The following is a 22,902-nucleotide window of genomic DNA, read 5'->3' as shown; positions in this document are numbered from 1 at the left end:
GGTCCAGTTGCTGGAACCACTCACCGAGACGTTGAGGTTGTACCGGTCACCCCACTTCTCACCGGCGGACAGCGTCGCGGCACAACCACCGCCACCGCCACCGCCGCCGCCGCCCGTGTCGCCGCCGCCGGAGCTGTCCACCGTGACGTTGGAGCTGCCGCTGCTCTGGTAGCCCTCGGTCGCCAGGATCATGTAGTGGTTGAGCGTGCCCAGCGGCATACCGTGGGCCGCCCAGGCGTCGAAGTGGTTGCCGGTGGTGATGGTGCCGCCGGTCCGCTTGGTCTGCCGGACGCTCCAGTACTGGTTGAACGTCTTGTTGTCGCCCTCGATGGAGGGGGCGTTGGTGCGGGTCGTCTCGTAGATGTCGTAGGTGCCGCCGTCGGTGTTGACCGTGCCCTTGTAGTTGCCGGTGGGCCGGTAGGTGCCCCAGTTGTCGACGATGTAGTACTCGACCAGCGGGTTCGACGACCAGCCGTAGAGCGACAGGTAGGCGTTGCCGGACGGGTTGAAGCTGCCGGAGTAGGTGACGGCCCTGCGGCTGCCGTTGCTCCAGCCCTTGCCCGCGACGAAGTTCCCGGTGTTCCGCCAGGAGGTGCTGTAGTTGCCGGCGGAACCGGTGTTCATGGAGACCGTTCCGGGACTGTCGGTCCAGAACGAGTAGAAGTAACCGCCGCTGCTGCCGGTCTGGTTCGAGGTGATCGTGTCGGCACTCGCGGTGCCGGCCAGCATCAGCGAGGCCATGGCGGCCAGGGCGAGTGCCCACGCCGTTCTGACCAGCAGGGTGAATCGGCCGCGTGCGCGGCCTCTGGGACGTACGAGCGCGTTCATGTGCGTGCTTCCTCCTCGTGAAGGCTGGTGGGGGCAGCGCGACACGACCCCGCGGGGCTGTCGGCGGCCAGTGGTGACGTCGACCGCGCGTCGACGTCACGCAACGCGGCAGGGCTTGCCGGTCGCCAGGCGTCGGCGACCGGAGGAGCAGGTCACCGAGGTGACCCCGTGTCGGCAGGTGTGGAAGCCCTGTCGGAGGCCCCTGTCGACGGCGACCAGTGTTGGTCTGTCCCCGTCAACTGTCAACAGTTTCGACTCCAACTCCGAAAGATTCGCGGGTACTTCAGACTCCTTGGAGTGCCATACCCCCAGCACACAAGCCATCAGTTCCCGATCCGCCGGAATGAGATCTCCGAGCGGTTCGCTTTCAAGATCCGTGCAGGGGTCGGGAATTACGAAACTTTCGACACTCGGTTCGAATCATGCAGGGCCGGGTCGACGCGCCGCCCGGGCCGCCTGGTTCTCGGGGCCCGCCGGTGACCGAAGGGGGTGTGCGGTCGTACGACGGCCGTCGGAAAGGGCCTGACAGATCGGCGGCAAGAGCGCTATGGTCGCCGCGATGACGACTGAATCTGCTCACAGATTGGGGGCCCCGTCCGCGCAAGGTGAGTGCTGATGCTCACCGAGACCGCGAACCGGGATTCCCGCCTTTCCTTCTGGCTGCGCGTGCGCGAGTTCGCCGTGCCGCCCTCCATGATCGAGACCGCGACCGCGCGCCGCCATGCCGGGGACTGGGCCGGCGCCTGCGCGGCCGCGGGTGTCGACCTCGACCTCGACCTGCGTTCCGCGGCACGCGCCCACGGCCGTGAACTCGCGGCCCGGCTACGGGCCGACCTGCGCCATCTCGCTCCCGACCTGCTGCGCTGGCACCTTCCGAGGGTGGCTCCCGACGGGCTCCTGCGTCCCGGACTGACGGTCCGCCTGGCCCGGTACGACGTCCCCGACGGCGGCGGCACCCGTCCGGTGCACCTCGTGGTGCGCACTCCCCCGGCCTGGGCGGACGCCGGCCAGCGGATCAGCCTCGCCCTCTGGGACGCCTCCGGCTCCGATCCCGACGCCTGCCGCCATCCGCACCCTCGCCCCCACCGGCGCTTCCGCCTCGACCTGCACCGTCACCTCTGGGACGCCCGCAGGGCCGGGGAGCTGGAGGTCAGGTCCGGGGCCGAGGAGTGGTCCGCCGTCGATCCGCCCCCGGGGACACCGGATCTGTCGGCCCTCGTTCCCCGGGAGCGCGGCTGCGCCGTCGGCCGGTGGGCGGCGGAGGCGGGACTCCTGCTGCACGCCGAGGGCCGGTCCGCCACAGCCGTCGCCGTACGGTTCGGGGCGCGGCAGCGGCTGGTCCTCGACCTGGCCGAGGACGGATCGGCCGGCGCGGGTGACGACGCCGACGGGCCGGTCCCCCTGCGGATCGCGGCGGTGTCCGACGCCGGCCGCGCCGTGGCACTGCCGGTCCTCCCCGACGCCGCGACCTGGGTACTGCCCGACCTGGAATTGCTCCGTAACGGCCTGATCGAGGCCGAGCGGCTCCATCCGCTGGTCGCCTCGGCGCTCGTACCGGGTCGTCCGCCGGCCGGTACGTCACGGCCGCCGGACCTCGACCCGGCGGGGCAGGCACGCGTGGTCATGTGCCGGGGGGAGCGGCATCGCATCGGTCTGGTCGACGGGGTGCTCTCCGCGTTGGACCACGATCCCGCCGAGGTCCGGCGGGAGGAACTGCTGGCCGCGCTGACCGGCACGCCCCTGCCCTGCCTGCAGGCGATCGACCGGGCGCACCGCCGCCCGGACTGCCTCGCCGGTGTCCGCGAACGGCTCGTGCACGGTGACATCGCCGGTGCGCTGGCCGTCGTCGAGGGCCTGCTCGGTCCCGGGGCGACGCTGCGCGGGGGCGCGCTCCGGGACGAGCTGGAGGCTGCCGCGCTGCGGCGGATCACGTACGGGCTGTTCAGGGCGGGGCTGGCCGGGCCCGGGCCGGCCCGTGTCGGTTCCGTCCCGCGTCGACGCCCCCGCGCCCACCGCTCGCACCCGCGCCAGGCGACCCGTACCTGACACACGTGGCGGGGGCTTCACCCCTCGTCCGTCCGCCACTCGCTCGCTCGCAGAGCCCGAGGTCCACATTTCCGCGCCCCATGGCGCGCCGCCCCCTACCCCCACAGGTGAGGAAACATGACGACATACGCTCCTTTCGCCCCCGCCGGCACCGAGCCCGGCCATGACGCCACCGCCGCTCACGGCACCGGCCCCGTTCACGGCACCGCCTCCGGTATCGGCCGTGCCTCCCAACTCGACGTGGCCGGCGACCTGCTGGCCCTTCTTCGGGACGCGGCCACCGAACCGCGCCCCGACACCCAGCTGGAGGCGCTGACGCTCGCCGTCGCCGCCGACCTGCCCGTCCTCCTGTGGGGTGAGCCGGGGATCGGCAAGACGGCGGCCCTGACCCAGCTCGCCGAGTCCCTGGATCTTCCGCTGACCACCGTGATCGCCAGCGTGCACGAGCCGTCCGACTTCTCGGGGCTGCCCGTGATCGGCGACGACCCGGCGGAACAGGGCGTCCCGATGGCCCCGCCGGACTGGGCCGTCCGCCTGGTACGGGCCGGCCGGGGACTGCTGTTCCTGGACGAACTGTCCACCGCTCCCCCGGCCGTGCAGGCCGCCCTGCTCCGCCTCGTGCTCGAACGGAGGATCGGTGCCCTCCAACTGCCGCCCGGCGTGCGGATCGTGGCCGCCGCGAACCCCCGGTCCTCGGCGGCCGACGGCTGGGAGCTGAGCCCTCCGCTGGCCAACCGGTTCGTGCACCTGCAGTGGACGCACGACCACGATGTGGTGGTGCGCGGCCTCGGCGGGACCTGGCCCCGGGCCACACTGCCCCGGCTCGATCCGTCGGCGCTGCCGGAGGCCGTCGCCTTCGCCCGGCGCGCTGTGTGCGGACTCCTCACCGCCCGCCCCGGGCTCGTACACCGGCTGCCCAGCAACGAGGCCCGCCGCGGCGGGCCCTGGCCGTCGCCCCGGAGCTGGGAGATGACGCTCTGTCTGATCGCCTTCGCGACCGCCGCCGGCTCCTCCCGGGACGTGCTCTCGCAGCTGGTCAGGGGCACCGTGGGCGACGGTCCGGGGCTGGAGCTGCTGGCGAGCCTGGACCGGATGGACCTGCCCGACCCCGAGGACCTTCTCGCCGACCCGGCGGGCGCCGACCTGCCCGAGCGCGGTGATCTGCGTCAGGCCGTGCTCGACGGTGTCGTGGACGCGGTCCGCAAACGCCCGGAGAGGTCACGCTGGGACGCGGCGTGGGCACTCCTCGTCCGGGCGGTCGAGACGGGCGCTCCGGACCTGGTCGTGGTCCCCGCGACCACCCTCGCCACGCTGCGCCGCGAGGACTGGGACGTCCCGGCGTCGATCGAACGGCTCTCCGGGGCCGTGTCCGTCTCCCGGCGGGCGGACCGCGCCGCGGACCGGGCCGCGACCAGGACGACGGCGGGATCCGGACGGTGACGAAGGGAACCCCGGACACGGCGCGTACGGCGGGGACCCTGGACCGCGACAAGCTCTTCGCCGCCCGGCTGCACGCCGCCCGGGCCCGGCCCTACCTGGCGACGGCGCTGTTCGCCCTGCACACGGTCGAGTCGCGGCGGGTGCCGACGATGGCCGTCGACCGGTACTGGCGGTGCTACGTCTCTCCGGTGTTCGTGGACCGTACCCCGGTGGAGGAGCTGGCCGGGGTGTGGGTGCACGAGGTGTCCCACCTTCTGCGCGACCACCACGGGCGCGGCGACCGGGTCGCGCGGGAGCGCGGGCTGACCGGACCCGCGGAACGGCTGCGGATGAACATCGCCGCGGACTGCGAGATCAACGACGACGTGTTCGGTGACGGGCTCGTGCGGCCCGAAGGAGCGGTCGAGCCCGGGCCGTTGGGGCTGTCTCCGGGCGAGCTCATGGAGGACTACCTGCGCCAGTTCCGGCTCGGGCCGCTCACGCAGAGCCTCGCCTGGCTGGACTGCGGCAGCGGAGCCGACGGACTGGAGCGCGAGTGGGACCTCGGACCGGACGGCGCGCACGGCCTCAGCGAACAGGAACGGGACGCGGTGCGGTTCCGGGTGGCGCAGGGCATCACCGGCCGGCCCGGGAGAGCGTCGAAGGGGTGGAAGCGGTGGGCCGACGAGGCCTTCCACCCTCCGCAGCCGTGGCGCGAGCTGCTGGGGGCGGCGATCCGCTCCGCGGCCTCCGCTTCCGGCGCGGGCGAGGACTACAGCTACGGCAGGCCGTCACGGCGCTCGGCCGGGCTGCCCGGCGTCGTCCTGCCGAGTCTGCGGCGCCGGCCGCCCCGCGTCTCCGTGATCATCGACACCTCGGCGTCGGTCAGCGACACCGAACTGGGCAGCGCGCTCCTCGAGGTCGCGGCGATCTCCCGCGCCGTGGGCGGCCGCCGCGACCTGGTCACCGTACTGCCCTGCGACGCCTCGGCCCGGATCGCGCACCCGCTGTGCCGCGCCGAGGGGATTCCCCTGGTGGGCGGCGGGGGTACGGACCTGCGCACCGGCTTCACCAGGGCCCTGCGGGCCCGGCCCCGGCCGGACGTCGTCGTGGTCCTCACCGACGGCCAGACTCCCTGGCCCTCGGCACGACCCTCCTGCCGGACGGTGGTGGGCCTGTTCCCCCGGCGGCCGGCGTACGACGAGGAGGATCCTCAGTACGTGCCGGACTCCCCGCCGGCGTGGGCACGCGTGGTGGACATCGACCCGGGTCCCGGGGGCCGGTGAGCCGGCCCGGCGCGGGGTCCCTCGAGCCGGGGCCGTGGCCTGCCGGAAATCGGATGCGCTCGGTCCGCGGGCCGTGTGAGGCTGCGCCCGTGAACCGCGAAGAGATCTCCACGCTCGCTCATACGAACCACCCGATCGCCGCTCCGCTCGACGACGGCGCGGTGCGCCGGCTGTTGAGTGCCGGCACGCCCCGCGGGGACGAGCGCGTCCTCGATCTGGGGTGCGGGGGCGGTGAATGGCTGCTGCGGGCGCTGGACATGCGTCCGCGGCTGCGGGCTGAAGGGGTCGACATCTCCGCGAGCGCGCTGGCGCGGGCTCGCGGTAAGGCCCGTGCCCTCGGTGTCGACGACCGTCTGACGCTCCATCGGGCGGACGCCGCGGAGTTCACCGCCCCGCACGCGTACGACCTGGTCGTCAGCGTCGGGGCCACGCACGCCTTCGGTGGCCTCGCCGCCACGCTGGAGGCGGCGCGCGGACACCTGGCGCCGGGCGGGCGGGTGCTGGTCGGCGACGGCTTCTGGGAGGGCGAACCCACGGCCGAGGCCGTGGACATGCTCGGCGAGTTCGCCCCGCTGCCGGTCACGGTCCAGCGGGTCGTCGACGCCGGCTGGACCCCCGTCGACGGACACGTCAGCACCCGGGGCGAACTCGACGCGTACGAGTGGGCCTGGACGGGCTCTCTGGCCTCTTGGGCCCTGGACCACCCCGACCACCCGGACAGCGGCCAGGCACTCGAGGCGGCCACCGCCCACCGCGACGAGTGGCTGCGCGTGTGCCGGGACGTGTTCGGCTTCGTCTGCCTGCTGCTGCGCCCGACTACCTGAGGTTGTCCAGCGTGGCCTGCGAGTCGTCCTTCACCAGCCGCGAGATGTCCGTGACGTCGGGCGGCTCGGTGTCGGAGGACGTGGTGTAGGCGCTCCAGCTCATCTGGTACGTCATCCAGCCGTCGCGCACGGCCAGGATGACCGCCCGGCTGCCGCTGGTACCCGAACCGGACGTGGCGTCCTCGGTGACGAGGTAGGCCTCGTCACCGAAGCCGCTGACCTCGCGGACCTCGTAGCCGGTGTAGCGCTGGTCGTACTTCGACCACAGAGCGGTGAACTCCGGCCCCGGGTCGCTCTTCTTGTGCAGGTCCACCTGGACGGAGAGGTACGCGTCCGCGTAGGCGGAACTCGACGCGGTCTTCAGGGAGATGCTGCAGTCGCTCTGGTCCAGCGCCTCGTGCTTGAGCGAGTGGTGGGTGGGGGCGGTGTCCCTCTCCGGGTACTCCGACCGCAGGGACGCGTAGTCGACGGCGGCGCAGAGGTTCGCTCTGGACCGGTATCCGGCCAGATCGGCGTCCGAGCCGTCGGCCACCACGAACAGTCCGCCCGCCCAGAGCGCGGAGGCGGCCACCGCACCGACCGCCGCCCACAGGACGGCCCGGCCCGCCGTGCCCGTCGCTCCCGGTGGCGGTGGGACGGGCGGAGCCGGGTACTGGGCGGCCGGCTGGGTGTAGGGGTACGCGGGCGGCGCGGCCCCGGCGGGGGTACCACCGCTCGCCGGTGAGGCGCCCGGATACGGGGCCGGGGCGGGTGCGGGGTGCGGTGGCGGAGGGGGCTGGTAGCCCGCCACCGGGGGACTCCCGGGCGCTGACCGCTGGGGCGGCACGGCGGCGCCGGCGGGCGACGACCCCTGCTGCGGGGCGGGCTCCGCCGGGACGTCTTCGGGCCGTTCCTGCGTCATCTTCTCGCTCCGAGGTGGTGGCGACGACCGGACACTGCGGACAGGGGTGGCGACCACCCGGTAAAGCTGATGTTCGGCACACAAAGTACCCAACGTTCCTATTCTACGGGGCAGTTCACCGTCAGAACCCCTTCCGACGACCCCAGTCCGCGACGAACGCGAGCGGCCGGACCCTCGGACACACCTATACTGAACGTGTTCAAATACGTGGGCCCGGGGGATGGCATGGCACCGAAGACACACCGCGTTCCTCTCCTCGTGGCCGCACTCGCCTGGGCGTGCGTGGCGTGCACCGCCGGCGGTGACGAGGCGTCGATCGACCGCACGGCGCTGGTGGGACGCTGGACGAACGGAGCCGGCGCGCAGCTCGTCTTCCGAAGCGCCCACCGCATGTCCGGGACCGGACTCCACGACGCCATGCTCGGGGGCACCTCCTGCCCCGACTCGGTGAGCGGGAAGTGGAGCTTCTTCAGCCCGCCCGACGACCATGGCACCAGCATCGCCGACGCGTCCCTGACGAGCGGTGACAGCGTCGCCCTGCACATCACCACGCCCGGGAGCCACTGCATCCTGTCGGCGCAGGTCCACCGGGACGATCACGGGTTCAACCTGTGCCTGGCCGAGGACCCGGACTCGGGATGCTCGGAGGAGGAACTGCTCCGCCCGGTCCGCGAACGGACGCGGAATCGGTGATGCCGGACTCCGCCCGGGTCAGCCGAAGCGGTCGCGGTCGTCGAGGACTTCGTGGTCGTGGCGACGGCCGTCGGCCTGGTACGCGTCGGTGTCGATGTCTCCCGGGCCGGGGCCCGTGGAGGCCCGGTCGGCGGCGGGGCCGGTGAAGGTCCCGCCGCCGGCCCCGGCGCGCCGTCGGGTCAGCCGGTGGCGCAGGCGGCCCCGTCCAGGGTGAACGCGGCCGGTGCGGTGTTGGCCGACTTCTTCCCGCCGGTGAAGCCGACGTCGACCGAGCCGCCGGCGGGGATCGTGGACGTGTACGAGGCGGGGGACACGCTCACCGTGCCGCCGCTCTGCGTGGCGGTCCCGCCCCACATGGTGGAGACGGTCTGGCCGTCGGCGAAGGCGAAGCCGAGCTTCCAGCCGCTCACGGCGGACGTACCGGTGTTGCGGATGACGATGTCGCCCTGGAAGCCGCCGGGCCACTCGTTGACGATGCGGTACGTCACGGAACAGGCCCCGCCCGGCGTGCCACCCCCCTCGTCGGTGGTGACGTCCACGGTCGCCGAGCGGGCCGAGCGGTTGCCCTCGGCGTCCCGGGCGTAGACGGCGAAGGTGTACGTGGTGTCGGCGGTCAGTCCGGTCACCGTGGCGGTAGCGGTGGTGGACACGGCCACCTTGGTCTCCTCGCCGCCGCCGACGCGGACGACGTCGTAGCCGGTGACGCCGACGTTGTCCGTGGCGGCGGTCCAGGTGAGGGTGACCGAGCCGGCCGTCACGGCGGAGGCCGTCGGGGTGCCGGGCGCGGTGGGGGCCTCGGCGTCGTCCGGGTCGTCGCCGCCGTAGACCGTCGCTTCCTCGGAGGTCTGGGCGATGCCGTCGGCGCCGTTGAAGACGCGCTCGCCCCAGGGGCTGAGACGGGTGGGGTCGAAGTCGGTCACCAGGTCGAGGACCGGGTCCGTGTTGCCGCTCCAGGACCAGGCGATGTAGCCGAGCCGGAGCTCCTCGGCGGCTGCCATCATGGTGTCCTCGTCCGGATCGCCGTACTGGTCGGCCGGCCCTCCGAACTCGCCTATGACGAGGGGCAGTTCGGCGTCGACGAAGGTGTTCAGGTAGTCGGTGATCTCCTGGGCGGTGTCGAAGACGCTGTACATGTGGATCGAGAAGATCAGGTTGCCGGTGGGGTCGGCGTCGTAGACGGACCGGGCGTTGTCCCGCATGACGCCCTGCCAGTCCTGGCCCCAGTTGGGGGCGTCGACCATGATCGTGTGCTGGAAGCCGGCGTCGCGCAGCTTCTTGACGGCGGCCTTCGTGGGATCCGTCCAGCCGGCCGGGTCGGTGTTGCCCCAGGGCTCGTTGCCGATGTTGATGATGACGTAGTCCTCTTCACCGGCCAGCACGTCCTGGAGACCGAGCCAGTAGTCCGCCGCCTGGTCGAGCGTGGCGGCCGCGGCGTCCTCGCCGTAACCAGTGGTGTCGTGCACCTCCAGCACGCAGATGAGCCGGTTGGCCTTGCACTGGCCGACGACGGCGGCCACGTCCGAGGGGCTGTTCTTCGTCCAGCGGTCACCGCTGGACAGGACGACCCGGACGGTGTTGGCCCCCATCGCCTTGATGTCGGCCAGCGACTGCGTCTCGCCCGGATACCAGGTGTGGGCGTGATTGACGCCCCGCATGACGAAGTCGTCGCCGTTGCCCTCCAGCAGCCGGCCGTCGCCGATGTGGAGGCCGACGGCGGCCTGTTCGGCAGGCGTCCGGGCCTGGGCGGCGGCCGGGCTCAGGACGCCGAGCACCATCAGCCCGAGAGTGGCGATCAGTGCGGTCAGCAGGGTGGCCACGCGACTCTTCGTTGTCGTGCCTCTGGTTGTTCTCACTGGGACTCCAAGGAGTGAGCGCCGGGGATACTCGGGCATCAGCGGGCGAGGACGGGGTGCACGAAAGCTGTGGGAGCGCTCCCATGAAGCCACCGTGGCACGTGCACGTCAAGTGAGAGGGACGAGTGCGCCGGTCAGGGCGCCCGGTTCGTTCCTGTGCGCCCGTTTCCCGGGGCGAGCCCGAAGCGGCCGACGCCGCCCGCACGGCCCCCGTTCGGGGCGTGGTGCGGGCGGCGTCGACGGTGTTCGACGAGCGCGGTCGCAGTCGCTACAGCGAACCGCGCCGGGTGCGGCGCAGGAGGACGAAGCCGGCGATCAGGAGGACCGCCCCCGCCGCGGCCGGCCACATCTGCGTGCCGGTCTCGGCGAGACTGCCGTCGGCCTGGGGTTCGCTCTGTCCGTCGGCGGACGCGTCGTTCCCGCCGGAGACGGCGTCGTTCGCGTCCGCGGCCGACGGCGTCCGCGTGGGCTCGTCGGCCCCGCCGCCCGCCTCGTCGTCCCCGTCGGCGGAGGACCCGGTGTCCGACTTGGTGTCGGCACCGGCCTTGTCACCGGCGTCGCCCTCGGCCCGGCCCCCGGTCTCGTCGGCGCCGTTCTTGTCGGCGCCGTTCTTGTCGGCGCCGTTCTTGTCGGCGCCGTCGTGGTCTCCGGTGTCCTTGCCGTCAGCCTTGCCGTCGGCCTTGCCGTCAGCGCCTTCGTTCCCCTTGTCGCCCGCGCCGTCGTTCCCGTTCGAGCCGGTGTCGGCGGGCTTCTCCGTCACCGGGTCGGCCGAGGGCCGCGGGGCATCCTTGCCGCCGGTGGCCTCCGGGTCCGGGGTGGCGGTCGCGGTGGGCTCCTCCTGCGGGTCACCGCCCTGGTCGGCACCGCTGCCGCAGCGCCGCCCCTCGTTGATGCAGTCCACCATCTCGTTCATCAGGTCTTCGTCGAAGACGTTGATGAAGTCGCTGTGGTCCGTCACCGGCTTGTGCAGCTGCTCCGGGAACGAGTCCACGGCGAACAGCGGGGTGGTCCGGCCGCCGTCCTCCAGGCTCGGCGCGTCGACGTCGTAGACGACACGCTGGACCAGCTGCGGAACGGCCCGGAAACCGGCGGGGCAGTTGCCGTCGGCGTCGGTGAACGCCATGTGCGTACGGTGGTTGGCGCTGTCGGTGTTGCGGCCGTCCCAGCAGCTCTGGAAGGCGAAGGTGCGCACCACGTCGCTGCCCTCGGGGCAGAGCGGGTACTTGTCCTTCAGCTGCCGGTCCTCGAACCCGGTGCAGCTCCAGGAGGCGTTGGCGTTCGCCGGGCCGTTGGCGAACGCCTTGGCGTCACCGGTGATGATGCGCAGCAGCCGTGGCATCGCCGTGACGTCACCCCGCGGATTGCCGACGAACGTCAGCGTGGCCTGCTCGGGCGTGACGATCTCGCCCGCGTTGCCCTCGGTTCCGCCGCCCGGCGCTCCCGCGTCGCGTTCCTGGGTGCCGTTCTGCAGGCGCAGCACGGGCCAGAAGTAGGAGGACTTGTCGCCCTTGTCCTCGCAGGTCGTGCCACCCTTCGCGAGGTCGTCGTCGCTGGCGAAGGCGGTGTTGGACTGGTTGCCGACGTAGTCGTGGAAGTGGTGGGCGCCGTTGGTGACGCCGGGCGCGGCGATCACGTTGTCGGAGTTGAACAGGCCGTTCGCGTTGACTCCGCAACTGGTGGTGAAGGTGCCGCGGGAGGCGTCCGATCCGGGCTTCGGGTTGCGTACGTTCGGCTGGACCTCGGTGATGTCCGCGAAGTCCCCCGCCACGGGCCCGTTGCCCGCCTGTCCACCGTTGGCGCCCTTGCCGTCGCCCTGGTCCTGACCGGAGCCCTGGTCCTGACCGGTCTCGCCGCCGCCCTCGCCCTGGTCGCCGTTCCCTCCGGTCGCGGCCTCGTTGCCCGAGGCGCGCAGCGTGCAGGCGGCGAGGTCCTCAAGTCCCTGCGGGCGGTCGGCGGTCCGGTCGATGGCGACGGCGATGCGCTCGATCGTCGCGGCCCGCTTCTCCTTCAGCGGGTTCATGATCGAGGCGTCGGCGAAGCCGCTGTCCTGCCGGATCGCCTCGGCCGAGCCCTGGACCCGCTGGTAGGCCTCGGCGATCTGCTTGTCCAGCTGGGCCAGTTCCGTGTCGACGTCCGCCCTGGCCCCGTCCGGTACGGACGTGAGCCGGTCGCCGACGTCGGGGCAGTCGATCGTGGCGCCCGCGACCCCGTTCCGGTCCGACTGCGCCGGATCACCGTCCCAGCCCTCGGCGGCCGACGCGTAGACGTTCGCGGCCACGAGACCGCCTCCGCCCAGCATCAGCGCGAATGCTGCGAAGGTCGCGCGCTGTGCGCCCTTGGGGCGTCTGCGCGTGTTGCGTTTCACGGAAGTTCTCCTACGCGTCGTGGCCGGCCCGGCATGGGATTCCCCCGCCCCATACGGACGCGGACCCGGAACCGTTCAACCACCCCCTGAATGCACAGGAATCGCTCAGGATTGCCGGTCGGCCGAGCCACGTGCCGGACCCCGTGCCCGCGTTCCCACAGACGGCGGCCGTTCTCGGCGTCGGCGGCCGCGGGAGACAGCCGCACCCGCTCGGGCGCGCCACGCAACTCGCCCGTCCCGCCGGGCCCGATGAACTCCCCGCTCGCGGCCTCCGGCGCCGTGGCCGCGTACAGCTGCGACTGCGCGCCCTGCTCCGGGGGCTGGGTGAGCGGGGCGAGGATCCGGCCGTACAGCAGCTTCACCCGGCCGACCGGAGCGCCGCACCGCGGGTTGGTGGAGGTGTAGCCGGGGCGGGCGAGGACACTGCGCACGGTGCCGCCCGCCTCCGTCAGCCTCCGGTGGAGCGCGGTGGCGAGACCGAGGCCGCTGTCGGCCCCGGTGACGACGATCACCCGCCCGGTCTGGTCGAAAACAGACCGGCCACGCACGTACAGACCGGCCGTCTGCGTACAGACCGGCTGTCTACGTACAGTGGAATGACTGATTCCGGCGCGCGCGGCGGAGTCGGCCACCGGCCCGGGCGTCCCGCCCCGGCCGCCGCACCACCGCCCCGGAGCACTCATGTCCCCCTCCTCCCCCGCACCGGGCGACGGCTCCGACGCCCTGTTCGGCCTCGACGCCCTCGTCGGCGCCGGCGGGCCCTCGGCGTCCGCCGGGCCCTCGCCCACCGTCGGCCCGCTGTTCCGCGACTCCCCGGCGGCCCGGCGGCTGCTCCCCGTGCGCGAGATCCACGCGGAACCGGCGGCGGCCGCCTCCGCGCGCGGCCGGGAGATCATCGCCCGCTTCCCCGACGCCCGCCTGATCGAGGTCGACTCGCACTGGCGCATCCCCGGACTGCACGGCAACGAGGGCAACGTCGAGCGGTGGGTGCGCGTCAAGGGCGAGACGCTCGTGCTGGGCGAGAAGAAGACCCTCACGACCCGCCCCAACGGCCGGTCCGCCGACTGGATCGCCCCGGGCCCCTCCAACGGCTGCGCCATGGCCTGCGCCTACTGCTACGTGCCGCGCCGCAAGGGGTATGCCAACCCGGTCACCGTCTTCACCAACATCGACCGGATCATCGCCCACCTGGGCCGCCACATCGCACGTCAGGGCCCCAAGGCCGAGGCCAACCAGTGCGACCCCACGGCATGGGTGTACGACATCGGGGAGAACGGCGACTGTTCCGTGGACGCCCTGATCTGCGACAACACGGCGGATCTCGTGCACGCCTTCCGGCAGTGGCCCACGGCGAAGGCGTCCTTCGCCACCAAGTTCGTCAATCCCGACCTGCTCGCCCTCGACCCGCGCGGCCGGACCAGGATCCGCTTCTCCCTGATGCCCGCGGACGACTCGCGGCTGCTGGACATCCGTACGTCACCGGTGGCCGACCGCGTCGAGGCCGCCGCCGACTTCCTGGACGCGGGGTACGAGGTGCACTTCAACCTCTCCCCCGTGGTGGTGCGCCCCGGCTGGGAGGACGCCTGGAGTGAGCTGCTGCGCCACCTCGACGACGTCCTGCCGGACCGCGTGAAGCGGCAGGCCGCCGCCGAGGTCATCATGCTCACGCACAACAAGGAGCTGCACGAGGTTAACCTCGGCTGGCACCCGCGTGCCGAGGAGGTGCTGTGGCAGCCCGGACTGCAGCAGGCCAAGCGCTCCCAGAACGGCGCACTCAACGTGCGCTACCGCAATCAGGTCAAGGCGGAGGCGGTGGCCGCCCTGCGCGCGCTGATCTCCACCCACGCTCCCTGGCTGCGCGTCCGGTACGCGTTCTAAGGGCGCTCACGAAGGGCCCGGCACGGCCGTCGGGGTGCGCCGGGCCAGCAGATAGGTCCGTCTGCTCGGATGCTCGGCCCCGGGGTGCGGCGCCCGGTCGAGCCGGGCGACCAGGGTCAGGCCCGCCCGGGCGAGCGCCGCCGTCTCGGCCTCCGGGTCGAGGAAGCGGAAGGTGAGGTCGACGCGCCGGTCCCACCATTCGGTGAGGTGCGTGGCCTGTCCCGGCCGGGTGTCCATGTCGCTGACGTGGAAGGCGACGAGGACGTGACCGCCGGGACGCAGCACGCGGGCGAACTCGGCGTACGCGCGGTGCCGCCCGGCCTCGTCGAGATGGATCACGGCGTACCAGCACAGGATCCCGGCGGCCGCCCCGGAGCGTACGGGCAGCACGGTCATGTCCGCTGCCGCGAACGGCAGGGCCGTGCCGCGGTGGCCGACGGCACACATCGCGGGCGAGAGGTCCACGCCGAGTGCCCGGGCGCCGCGGCCGGCGAGGTAGGCCGTCGCGTGGCCCGGCCCGCAGCCGACGTCGACGACGGGACCGTCGGAGGTCAGCTCCACGAAGGTGTCCAGCAGGGCGCGGTCGAGGGGCTTGGCGTCGAGTTCGCCGGCGATCTCGACGGCGTAGCGCTCGGCGACGGCGTCGTAGCTGCGGCGCGTCACGGCGGACGACGACGGCGCCCCGTAAGCGGGCGGGTCCGTCGTCATGCTCGGCTCCGGCGCGAGCGGGCGGAGCCGGTGGACGGTGGGCGGACACTGTTCCGCGTACGGGTCATCCCGGAATCCTCCCCGAAGGCGCGGGGCGCGGGTAGCCCCCCCCTCGGGCCGCGCCACCTGGTTGCGCCGCGTGGCCGCGCCCCATACAAACGGTCGCATGGCACTCCATTGGAAATTGGTCGTCGACAGCGCGAACGCACCCGCCCTGGCGGACTTCTGGGCCGCGGCCCTGGAGTACGAGGTGGAGGATCCGAGCCGGCTGGTCGAGCAGCTGCTGGGCGCCGGTCACCTCGGCGAGGACGCGGTCGTGGAGCATCGCGGCCGCAGGACCTTCCGCGGCTATGCCGCGATCCGTCACCCCGACGACCCGTACGACGAGACCAGCGGCGTCGGCCACGGTCGGCGGCTGCTCTTCCAGGACGTGCCCGAGGGCAAGTCCGGCAAGAACCGCCTCCACGTCGACGTGCACAGCGAACCCGGTGGCCGTGACGATCTGGTGGCCCGCCTGGTGGACCTGGGAGCGACCCGGGTCCGCGAGATCGACAAGGGGCCCGGCGGACACTGGTGGCTCATGCGGGACCCCGAAGGGAACGAATTCTGCGTGGCGTAGCCCGGCCGGTGCCGTCAGGCCACGACCGGCCGTCCGGCCACGACCGGCCGTCCGGCCACGACGGGCCGTGCGGCCGCCCGGCCGGTCACCCACCATCCACGCACCCGGGCACCCCGGGCGCCCGCCCACGCACCCTGGCGTCCCGCCGCGCCGAACAGCCGTACCGACTAGCAACACTCCGCTTATATGATGTAACAGTGTGTCCATGATCTGGCAGCAGAGCACTGATTCCACCATCAGCCGTTCCTGTCGTCGCAGCGGACTCGGAACGGCACTCCTCCTTCTGACGACCGCCACCGCGCTGGCCGCCGGACCCTCGGTGACCGGCGCGGCGGCGGCATCCGCCACCGGCCGTCCCGGGGTCGACTGGGACGCCATCGCCCAGTGCGAGTCGGGTGGCAACTGGAAGGCGAACACCGGCAACGGCTACTACGGCGGGCTGCAGTTCCGGCAGTCCAGCTGGGCCGCCGCCGGTGGCCTCAAGTACGCCGCCCGGGCGGACCTGGCCACGCGCGCCGAACAGATCGCCGTGGCCCGGCGTCTCGCCGCCATCCAGGGCCTGTCGGCCTGGGGCTGCGCCTGACGCCGCCGCTCCCCCCGTCACCTTCACACGCGCGGTTGGCGTCCGGTTGGCGGGGCACCCGTGCTGGGCAGTATTCCAGGAGGGAGACCGAGCGCACCGTCCGGCCGGTGCGGCAGCGGCGGCGGGCGGGTTCGACGACCCGCCAGGGAGTTGGCGATGAGAAGACGGAAACGCGCACCCCAGACCCCGCAGACCGTGGCGATGGAGCTGTGCGACCTGTGCGGGGCGGTCGTCCCGAAGGACCGTACCGTCAGCGAGTACGTCCCCGACTCGTCGTCCGCGCAGCCGGCCGGTGACTGGTTCGACGGTCTCCGGCTCATCACGGCCTGCACCGACGCGCACCTGGAGGAGCTGCGGGAGCACTACCGGCGCCGCCCGTTCGTCGACGAGGAGCTGGCGGCGGCGAAGATCGGCCGGGCGCTCTCCACGTCGCTCCCGGGCCTCACGATGGACCAGCTGGGGTGCCGGACGGGGCTGGACGAACCGGACATCCGCCGTGCCATCGCCTGGCACAACGCACAGCTGCGCGAACGGCACGTGGGCAGCTGATCTCCCGGGGGCCCGCCGTCCGCGAGGAGGCCGGCCGCCCCGCCCGCCTTCGCGGTCGGGTGTGCGAGACTCCTCGGCAGAGTTCTCCCGGCTCCTGGACGAGGTGCGCCGTACCCAGACCACGACAAGACGGCGCGGGGAGTGTCTGTCATGGCGTGGATCGTCCTGGTGGTGTCCGGTGTGCTCGAGGCCGTGTGGGCCACGGCGCTCGGCAGGTCCGACGGCCTCAGCCGGGTGGTGCCGACCTGTGTGTTCGTCGCCGGCCTCACGCTGAGCATGTCCGGTCTGGCGTACGCGCTGCGGACGGTGCCGGTGGGCACCGGGTACGCGGTCTGGGTGGGCATCGGCGCGGTGCTCACGGCCTCGTACGCCATGGTCTTCGAGGGTGAGTCCGCCGGCCCGCTGAAGGTGCTGCTCCTGCTCGGCATCATCGGTTGCGTCGCGGGGCTGAAGCTGACGCACTGAGCCGGGTCCGCGCGAGGCGTGCCCCCCGGTCGAGGAGGACACGCCCCGCGTGCTCGGCTCTCCCGGGCTATCCCCTGGGCCTGCCGTGCCCGGCCAGGCGTGCCAGCACCGCGCCGGCCATGGCCTCCTCGCCCTTGGCGTTGGGGTGGGCGGGCGCGGCCGGGGACGCCGGCTGCAGCGGCTCGACCCAGCGGTCGGCCGGCGCCTTGCACATGTCGTGACCCCGGGTGGGCCCGTAGGTGTCGACGTACTCGGCCCGGTTGAGCCGTGCCACCAGGCGGAGCATGAGGTTGAGGCGCTTTCCGGTGTCCCGCAGGTAGGGGAAGTCCTTCGCGGCGAACGGAACCTCCGGGAAGCAGCCTCTCCCGTCGTCGGGCAGCAGGTCCGGGTAGCCGATCACGACCACACGGGCGTGCGGTGCCCTGCTGTGCACGGCGCGCAGCACGCGGGCTATCTTCGGCGCCGTCTCCAGGACGTTCAGCGTCAGCTGGTCGGTTCCGGAGCTCTCGTAGTGACGCCGGCACGGGTCGCCGGTCGGGTCCTGGGCGCCGAGCTGCGCGCAGGTGGCGATGATGGAGCCGAAGCCGATGTCGTTGCCGCCGATCTGCACGGTCACCAGGTCGGTGTCGCGTCCCACGGCGTTCAGCTGCGGGCCGTTGGTCCCCTGCGCCTTCCACATGTGCTCGGTGGTGGCACCGGCGCAGCTCACGTCCTTGAACGCGGACGTTCTTCGCGCCTCGGCGACGATGGAGGGGTAGTTGTGGTCGGAGCGGGCGCAGTTGGCGTCGACCTGCCGCGGGATCATCGGGCCCGAGGTGTAGGAGTCGCCCAGCGCCACGTAGTGCGTGCCGTGGTCCGGGCCGTGGCCGTGTGCCGCGGCGGGTGGTGCGGAGGCGATGGTGGCGACGAGCGCGCAGCCGCTCATCGCCGCCGTCACCGCGGTCGCCCGCCGGCTCCGCGCCGTCGTGCCCTGTCGCGTGCGGTCCTGCATCGAGGCCTCCCCTGGGATCCGAGACGGCACGCGGGAGGGGCCGTTCCGGTCCCCCGCGTATCCGGTTCCGCTTGTATACCGGCCGGTAGGCGCCGGGGCCAGGGGTAGGAGGCGGGCAACTTCCCGCGTCGCCCGCGCACTTCGGGTGGCGGTCCGGTCAGTCGGTGAGCACGCTCGTCAGGGACGGAGGCGGACCGCGGCCGCCGCGGCTACCCGAAGAGCGGGAAGCGCGCGGCGTCGCCGCCGAGCCGGCGGGCTTCGTCGGGGGTCAGAGCGACCCGGCCGGTCGCGGCCCGCGCATAGTGCCGGTCCGTCCAGTCGAGGGGCACGGGGCGGCCCAGAAGGCCGTCCAGCGTGGCCCGTACACACCTGAGGCCGTCCGGTGCCGGCGGCGGCGCCGAGGGGAGGTGCCGGACGAGGTCGAGATGGTGCACGGTGGCCTCCACCGCGAGTGTCGCCATCAGGTCCCCTGTGGTGAGCACATGCCCCTGGGTGCCGACGAGTTCGTCCGGGCCGGCACGGCCCGCCGCCGTCGTGACCGCCGCCGCCGTCTCCAGGTACAGCCCGCGCAACTGCTCGAAGCGCAGGAACATGCTGGCGTTCACCCGCGTGTACCTCCGGCCGTTCGCCGCACCGGCCGAGTCCGGCCGCCAGTCAGCCCAGTAGGTGACGGCGTCCCGGTCCGCAGGGCCCGCGGCGGGTGTGTGCAGCGCCACCAGTCCCCGCTGAGCGTCGAGGAGACAGTGGAAGACGAGATCCCGTACGGCCCACCCGGCACATCCCGTCGGAAGCCAGGACTCCTCGTCCCCGAGCGGGGCGACCACCCCGGCGAACGCCTCGTACGCCGACCTCAGCACACCGGCCTGTTCCACGTGGCTCCTCCCGTCCCGCGCGGTTCTCCCTCTGCCTGCTTCCCTTCCCTGGAGCCCGCGGACCGCACCTCTCGCCGCACGGCGTCCTGACCCGCGTCGGCGGCTGCACCTGCTGGCTCCATGGCGCGGCGGCCGGAACCGCCGTGCCATGGACTTCTGCCGCTCAGCCGGCGGCCAGCAGGTCCCGCATGGTGGCGGCTGCCCGGACGGCCGCGTCACCGCAGCAGTTGTTGAACAGGACGTGCACGTCGTCCGCCCGTTCGGCGGCCTCACGCAGTCTCGGCACCCACTCCCGCAGTTCGGCGGCCGCGTACGCGTGCCGGAAGCGGTCCTCCTTGCTGCCCGTCCCCCAGGCGGCGCTCCGTCCGTGGAACCGGACGACCGCCAGACGCGGTGACGTCACCGGCATGACGGGGGGAACGGAGGTGGACAGATCCTGGTTCATGTCCACGGCGACGGCCGCCATGCCGAGTCCGGACAGCAGCGCCTCGGTCGACCGGGCCTGCGGCTCCCGCCACCACCGGGGGTGCCGGAACTCGACGCTGACGGGCCATCCGGCCGTGCGGGCCGCGGTCCGCTCGAGGAACGCCTCAGCGCGGGCTCCGGGGACGAACCAGGGAGGGAACTGGAACAGCACACCGCCGAGCCGGCCCGCCCGCCTCAGCGGCTGGAGGGCTTCGCCGTACCGCTTCCACACCTCGTCCAGCAGCCCCGGATCGTCCCGGCCCCGGCCCCGCAGGTCCGCGGGGAGCGCGCCGTCGCGCGTCGGGTGCCCGGTCAGCAGCGAGAACGCCTTGACGTCGAAGACGAAGCCGTCCGGGGTGCGCTCCGCCCAGAGGCGGCTGTTGCGCTCGCTGGGCAGCCCGTAGTATGTGGCGTCCACCTCCACCAGCGGGAACCGCTCGGCGTAGTGCCGCAGCCGCCCTTCGGCGTCCCGCCGCCCCGGCGGGTACCAGCCGCTGCCCACCAGGGCACGGTCCGTCCACGAACACGCTCCGGTCATGATCTCGGCCATGAGGGACCGGTTACCCCGAAGTCGTCGGTAGTCGCACGCTGTTGGGGCAGGCCGTGCGGTCACCGGCGGGCCGAGGCCGGTCTCACTCGGCGGTCACACGCAGCGTGTCGAGCGAGGGATCCGCCGCGTCGGGGAGGAGCATCCCCGCGGCGACGCCCGTGCGGAGGTAGTCCAGCACCTCGCGGGTGATGACCTCGCCCGGCGCGAGCACCGGAACGCCCGGCGGGTAGGGGCTGACCATCTCGGCGGCGACGCGTCCCACCGCCTTGTCCGCCGGCACGTGTTCGGCGGTGGCGAAGAACGCCTCGCGGGGGAGCATGGCCTGTTCCAGTTCGAGGGCGTGCGCCGCGGGCAGTTCCACGCGGGGCTGACGCTCCAGCGTGCCGGCCCGGTCCACGAGCAGGCGCAGCGCGTCGACGAGTACCCGCTCGGTGCGGTCGTCGTCCGCGTGGGTGATCTGCGGGCAGATCCGCACGGTGTCGGCGGAGCCCACGTCGACGTGGCACTCGGCGCGCAGCCACTCGGCCGCCTGCATCCCGCTGATGCCGAGTTCCCGCACGTCGACGCTGATCTTCAGCGGGTCGACCTCCGCGGCCAGACCGGCCCGGACGATCTCCTCGCCCATCACGCGCAGGCCCGGCAGCGCGTCGAGTTCGTCGCGGACGCGCCGGGAGCGGCTGATCGCCGTGTCGAGCAGGCCGTGGCCCTGTTCGACCATCTGGCGGCGCCATCCGTCGAGGGTCGCGTAGACCAGGGAGGAGGCGCTGGTGGTGCCGAGGAGGTCCTCGCGCTGCTTGAGCACGTCGGCGAAGACGCGGTCGCCCTGCTGGTGGAAGACGGAACTCTGCTCGATCGCCCCGCCCATCTTGTGCACGCTGGTGACGACCAGGTCCGCCTCGGCGTCCATGCCCCATGACGGGAGCGCCGGGTGGAACGGCAGATGGGCGCCCCACGCCTCGTCGACGATGAGCGGGACGTCGTACTCGTGGCAGACCCGGGCCACGCCGCGGATGTCGGCGCAGGAGCCCCAGTCCGTGGGCGTGATGAGCAGCATGCCCTTGGCGTCCGGGTGGGCCGCGAGGCTGCGCCGGACGTCATCGGGCTCCGGGGGATGCGCGAGGTGGCGTTCGGCGTCGAACTTCGGGTGGACCCACACCGGCCGGACGCCGCTGATGATGACCGCCGCGATCACCGACTTGTGGGCGTTGCGGGAGATGAGGAGCTTCTCCCCCGGTCCGGCGACCGACAGCATGGCCGTGCGGACCGACAGGGAACTGCCGCACGTGGAGAAGAAGGCACGCTCGGCGCCGACCGCGTCCGCCATCAACTCCTGGGCCTGGTCCAGGACGCCCTGCGACTCACGCCGGTCGTCCAGTCCGTTGAGGGAGAGCACGTCGGAGGCGAAGACGCCCTCCCCGACGACGTCCACCACGCGGGGGTCGGCCCCGCGCCCCTGCTTGTGCCCGGGCGGCCCGTAGACGATGTCCCGGCGGCGCCGGAACTCCCGCAGCGCCTCCAGTACCGGTACGCGTGAATGGTCCACCGCTCCTCCGCATCGTCGAAGCCCGGCGCGCCCCTCTCGGGCGGCGCCCCCGCTGGGCACCTCGCACCGGTCCGTCCTCCCTTGCGGGTTGCACCGGCGGGCGGTTCAAAACCCCAGATCAGTCGCGCCGTGCGGGCCGCCCGGACGGCTCGCTTGCCTTCGGCGCGGCCGGGTACTCGGCCGGAGGCCGGTCACAACACGGGTATACGAGGAGATAACGTGCAACTCTCATTCCTGCGACCACTCCTGGACCGCCCCGGCCCCTGGGCGACGGTGTACTTCGATCCCGCGAAGAACGACGAGTCGGGCGCCAAGGAGCGCGAGCTCTCCATACGGGAGATCTGCCGGACCCTGGAGCGGGAGGGAGCCGACGAGGCCACCGTACGGGCGGTCCGCGACACCCTCACAGGGCTCTCCCCCGCCGACGCCCCCTCGGGACAGGCCGTCTTCGCCGCCGGGGGCGAGGTCGTGCTCAGTCACCGGCTGTCCCGGCGGCCGCAGCGCGAGACGGCCTACTGGACTCCACTGCCGCGGCTGACACCGCTGCTGGAGCTGGCCGGTCAGGACCCGGTCTGCCTCGTCGCCTACATCGACCGCACCGGCGCCGACTTCGAACTGCGTTCCGCCGCCGGACCGCAGGACTCCGGACACGTCGAAGGACAACAGCGGCCGGTGCACCGCACCGCCTCGGCCGACTGGTCAGAGCGGCACTTCCAGCTGAAGGTGGAGAACACCTGGGAGCGCAACGCCGCCGAGATCGCCGAGGCCCTGGCCGCCGCCTACCAGGAGTCGGGTGCCGACCTCGTCGTGCTGGCCGGCGATCCCCGCGAGCGGCCCGCCGTGCACGACAAGCTGCCCGAAGCGGTCCGCGGGGTGACCGTACAGACCGAGCACGGTGGCCGGGCCGCCGGTTCCGCGTCGCCGGCCATGGAGGAGGCGGTCGAGCGCGCCCGCCAGGAGTTCGTGCACCGGCGGGTGGAGGAGGCTCTCGACCGCTTCCGTGCGGGCCGGGTCACCACCGAGCGGCCCACCGACGCGGTGGAGGGGGTGCCCGCCGTGGCGGAGGCCGCCCGCGAGCACCGCATCGGCACCCTCCTGCTCCGGCCGGACGGACCGGATCTGCGCCGCGAGATGTGGGTGGGCACGGGCCCCGACCAGGTCGCGGTACGCCGGACCGACGCGCAGGCACTGGGAGGGAGCGCGCCCGTGTCCGTACGGGCCGACGACGCGCTGCTGCGCTCCGCGGCCGCCGCCTCGGCCGACGTGCTGGTCATCCCCCTCGACGAGGTGGCCGACGACGTCCCCGCCGGCGGTCTCGGCGCCCTGCTCCGCTGGACGTACGAGCCGAGTCCCGCATAGGCACCGCGCGCGGCACGGGTCCCCGGCCCGGCGGCGGGCGACTGACGGACCGCCCGCGCGGGTGGACAGGATCCGTGCCAGGACGGACGCGTGGGTGGGCTCCCG

General features: G+C 73.0%; 21 protein-coding genes and 1 riboswitch. Of the genes, 11 read left to right on the top strand and 10 right to left on the bottom strand.

Annotation, left to right across the window (positions count from 1 at the left end):
* Positions 1–828 (bottom strand): glycoside hydrolase family 11 protein (locus ACFY93_RS10230; RefSeq protein WP_391355716.1); only part of this gene is annotated, 828 nt, incomplete at its 3' end.
* 615 nt (positions 829–1,443) lie between these two features.
* Between ACFY93_RS10230 and ACFY93_RS10225 the strand changes: the two genes are divergently transcribed.
* The 4 genes from ACFY93_RS10225 to ACFY93_RS10210 all read left to right on the top strand — a co-directional run bounded on the left by ACFY93_RS10225 (position 1,444) and on the right by ACFY93_RS10210 (position 6,403).
* Positions 1,444–2,874 (top strand): hypothetical protein, encoded by a 1,431-nt coding sequence (locus ACFY93_RS10225; RefSeq protein WP_391355714.1) that lies wholly within the window; start codon positions 1,444–1,446, stop codon positions 2,872–2,874.
* A 117-nt stretch (positions 2,875–2,991) separates the two neighbouring features.
* A complete protein-coding gene (locus ACFY93_RS10220) occupies positions 2,992–4,314 on the top strand; it encodes an AAA family ATPase (protein WP_391355712.1) in 1,323 nt (440 codons plus the stop codon).
* A complete protein-coding gene (locus ACFY93_RS10215; RefSeq protein ID WP_391355711.1) occupies positions 4,311–5,579 on the top strand; it encodes a VWA-like domain-containing protein in 1,269 nt (422 codons plus the stop codon). Before ACFY93_RS10220 ends, ACFY93_RS10215 begins: the two co-directional genes overlap by 4 nt.
* Positions 5,580–5,668: 89 nt before the next feature.
* Positions 5,669–6,403, top strand: a complete 735-nt coding sequence (locus ACFY93_RS10210; RefSeq protein ID WP_391355708.1) for a methyltransferase — start codon at positions 5,669–5,671, stop codon at positions 6,401–6,403.
* On the opposite strand, the gene ACFY93_RS10205 is transcribed toward ACFY93_RS10210, so the two are convergent.
* Positions 6,396–7,304, bottom strand: coding sequence for a hypothetical protein (locus ACFY93_RS10205; RefSeq protein ID WP_391355706.1), 909 nt, complete (start codon positions 7,302–7,304; stop codon positions 6,396–6,398). The two genes, ACFY93_RS10210 and ACFY93_RS10205, sit on opposite strands and share 8 nt — an antisense overlap.
* Positions 7,305–7,529: 225 nt before the next feature.
* On the opposite strand from ACFY93_RS10205, the gene ACFY93_RS10200 reads away from it, so the two are divergent.
* On the top strand, positions 7,530–7,997 hold the full coding sequence (locus tag ACFY93_RS10200) for a hypothetical protein (protein WP_391355703.1): 468 nt from the start codon (positions 7,530–7,532) through the stop codon (positions 7,995–7,997).
* 179 nt (positions 7,998–8,176) lie between these two features.
* Here ACFY93_RS10200 and ACFY93_RS10195 read toward each other — a convergent pair whose 3' ends face one another.
* The 3 genes from ACFY93_RS10195 to ACFY93_RS10185 form a co-directional block, all read right to left on the bottom strand.
* On the bottom strand, positions 8,177–9,850 hold the full coding sequence (locus ACFY93_RS10195) for a cellulase family glycosylhydrolase (protein WP_391355701.1): 1,674 nt from the start codon (positions 9,848–9,850) through the stop codon (positions 8,177–8,179).
* A gap of 268 nt (positions 9,851–10,118) precedes the next feature.
* The gene (locus ACFY93_RS10190) at positions 10,119–12,149 is read right to left on the bottom strand and encodes a DUF1996 domain-containing protein (protein ID WP_391356228.1); all 2,031 of its coding nucleotides are present in this window, start codon (positions 12,147–12,149) and stop codon (positions 10,119–10,121) included.
* A gap of 62 nt (positions 12,150–12,211) precedes the next feature.
* Positions 12,212–12,763, bottom strand: coding sequence for a hypothetical protein (locus ACFY93_RS10185; RefSeq protein WP_391355699.1), 552 nt, complete (start codon positions 12,761–12,763; stop codon positions 12,212–12,214).
* Between the two features lie 133 nt (positions 12,764–12,896).
* On the opposite strand from ACFY93_RS10185, the gene ACFY93_RS10180 reads away from it, so the two are divergent.
* The gene (locus ACFY93_RS10180) at positions 12,897–14,093 is read left to right on the top strand and encodes a spore photoproduct lyase family protein (protein WP_391355697.1); all 1,197 of its coding nucleotides are present in this window, start codon (positions 12,897–12,899) and stop codon (positions 14,091–14,093) included.
* Between the two features lie 6 nt (positions 14,094–14,099).
* Here ACFY93_RS10180 and ACFY93_RS10175 read toward each other — a convergent pair whose 3' ends face one another.
* A complete protein-coding gene (locus ACFY93_RS10175) occupies positions 14,100–14,801 on the bottom strand; it encodes a methyltransferase domain-containing protein (RefSeq protein ID WP_391355695.1) in 702 nt (233 codons plus the stop codon).
* A gap of 166 nt (positions 14,802–14,967) precedes the next feature.
* Here ACFY93_RS10175 and ACFY93_RS10170 point away from each other — a divergent pair, with 166 nt between their 5' ends.
* The 4 genes from ACFY93_RS10170 (at position 14,968) to ACFY93_RS10155 (ending at position 17,017) form a co-directional block, all read left to right on the top strand.
* Entirely contained in the window at positions 14,968–15,420 is a 453-nt protein-coding gene (locus ACFY93_RS10170) for a VOC family protein (RefSeq protein WP_391355693.1), read from the top strand.
* 205 nt (positions 15,421–15,625) lie between these two features.
* A complete protein-coding gene (locus ACFY93_RS10165) occupies positions 15,626–16,003 on the top strand; it encodes a transglycosylase family protein (protein WP_391355691.1) in 378 nt (125 codons plus the stop codon).
* Positions 16,004–16,159: 156 nt separating this feature from the next.
* A complete protein-coding gene (locus ACFY93_RS10160) occupies positions 16,160–16,552 on the top strand; it encodes a hypothetical protein (protein ID WP_391355688.1) in 393 nt (130 codons plus the stop codon).
* A gap of 76 nt (positions 16,553–16,628) precedes the next feature.
* Positions 16,629–16,691, top strand: a riboswitch (guanidine-III (ykkC-III) riboswitch).
* Between the two features lie 11 nt (positions 16,692–16,702).
* Positions 16,703–17,017: an SMR family transporter gene (locus ACFY93_RS10155; protein WP_391355685.1), complete on the top strand. Its 315-nt coding sequence runs from the start codon at positions 16,703–16,705 to the stop codon at positions 17,015–17,017.
* Positions 17,018–17,084: 67 nt separating this feature from the next.
* Here the strand turns inward: ACFY93_RS10155 and ACFY93_RS10150 are convergent, their stop codons facing one another.
* From ACFY93_RS10150 to ACFY93_RS10135, 4 genes are all read right to left on the bottom strand, one after another.
* On the bottom strand, positions 17,085–18,008 hold the full coding sequence (locus tag ACFY93_RS10150; protein WP_391355683.1) for a GDSL-type esterase/lipase family protein: 924 nt from the start codon (positions 18,006–18,008) through the stop codon (positions 17,085–17,087).
* A gap of 209 nt (positions 18,009–18,217) precedes the next feature.
* Entirely contained in the window at positions 18,218–18,880 is a 663-nt protein-coding gene (locus tag ACFY93_RS10145; RefSeq protein ID WP_391355680.1) for a maleylpyruvate isomerase N-terminal domain-containing protein, read from the bottom strand.
* A 163-nt stretch (positions 18,881–19,043) separates the two neighbouring features.
* On the bottom strand, positions 19,044–19,895 hold the full coding sequence (locus ACFY93_RS10140; RefSeq protein ID WP_391355678.1) for a DUF72 domain-containing protein: 852 nt from the start codon (positions 19,893–19,895) through the stop codon (positions 19,044–19,046).
* 82 nt (positions 19,896–19,977) lie between these two features.
* A complete protein-coding gene (locus ACFY93_RS10135; RefSeq protein WP_391355676.1) occupies positions 19,978–21,438 on the bottom strand; it encodes an aminotransferase class I/II-fold pyridoxal phosphate-dependent enzyme in 1,461 nt (486 codons plus the stop codon).
* A gap of 219 nt (positions 21,439–21,657) precedes the next feature.
* On the opposite strand from ACFY93_RS10135, the gene ACFY93_RS10130 reads away from it, so the two are divergent.
* Positions 21,658–22,797 carry a Vms1/Ankzf1 family peptidyl-tRNA hydrolase gene (locus ACFY93_RS10130; protein ID WP_391355674.1) on the top strand — a complete coding sequence of 380 codons (1,140 nt, stop codon included), beginning with the start codon at positions 21,658–21,660 and terminating at the stop codon, positions 22,795–22,797.
* Positions 22,798–22,902 lie beyond the last annotated feature (105 nt).

The sequence above is a fragment of the Streptomyces sp. NPDC008313 genome (assembly GCF_042956125.1).
In the GTDB taxonomy this organism is placed as follows: Bacteria; Actinomycetota; Actinomycetes; order Streptomycetales; family Streptomycetaceae; genus Streptomyces.
This window is presented reverse-complemented; position numbering and strand designations above follow the sequence as displayed.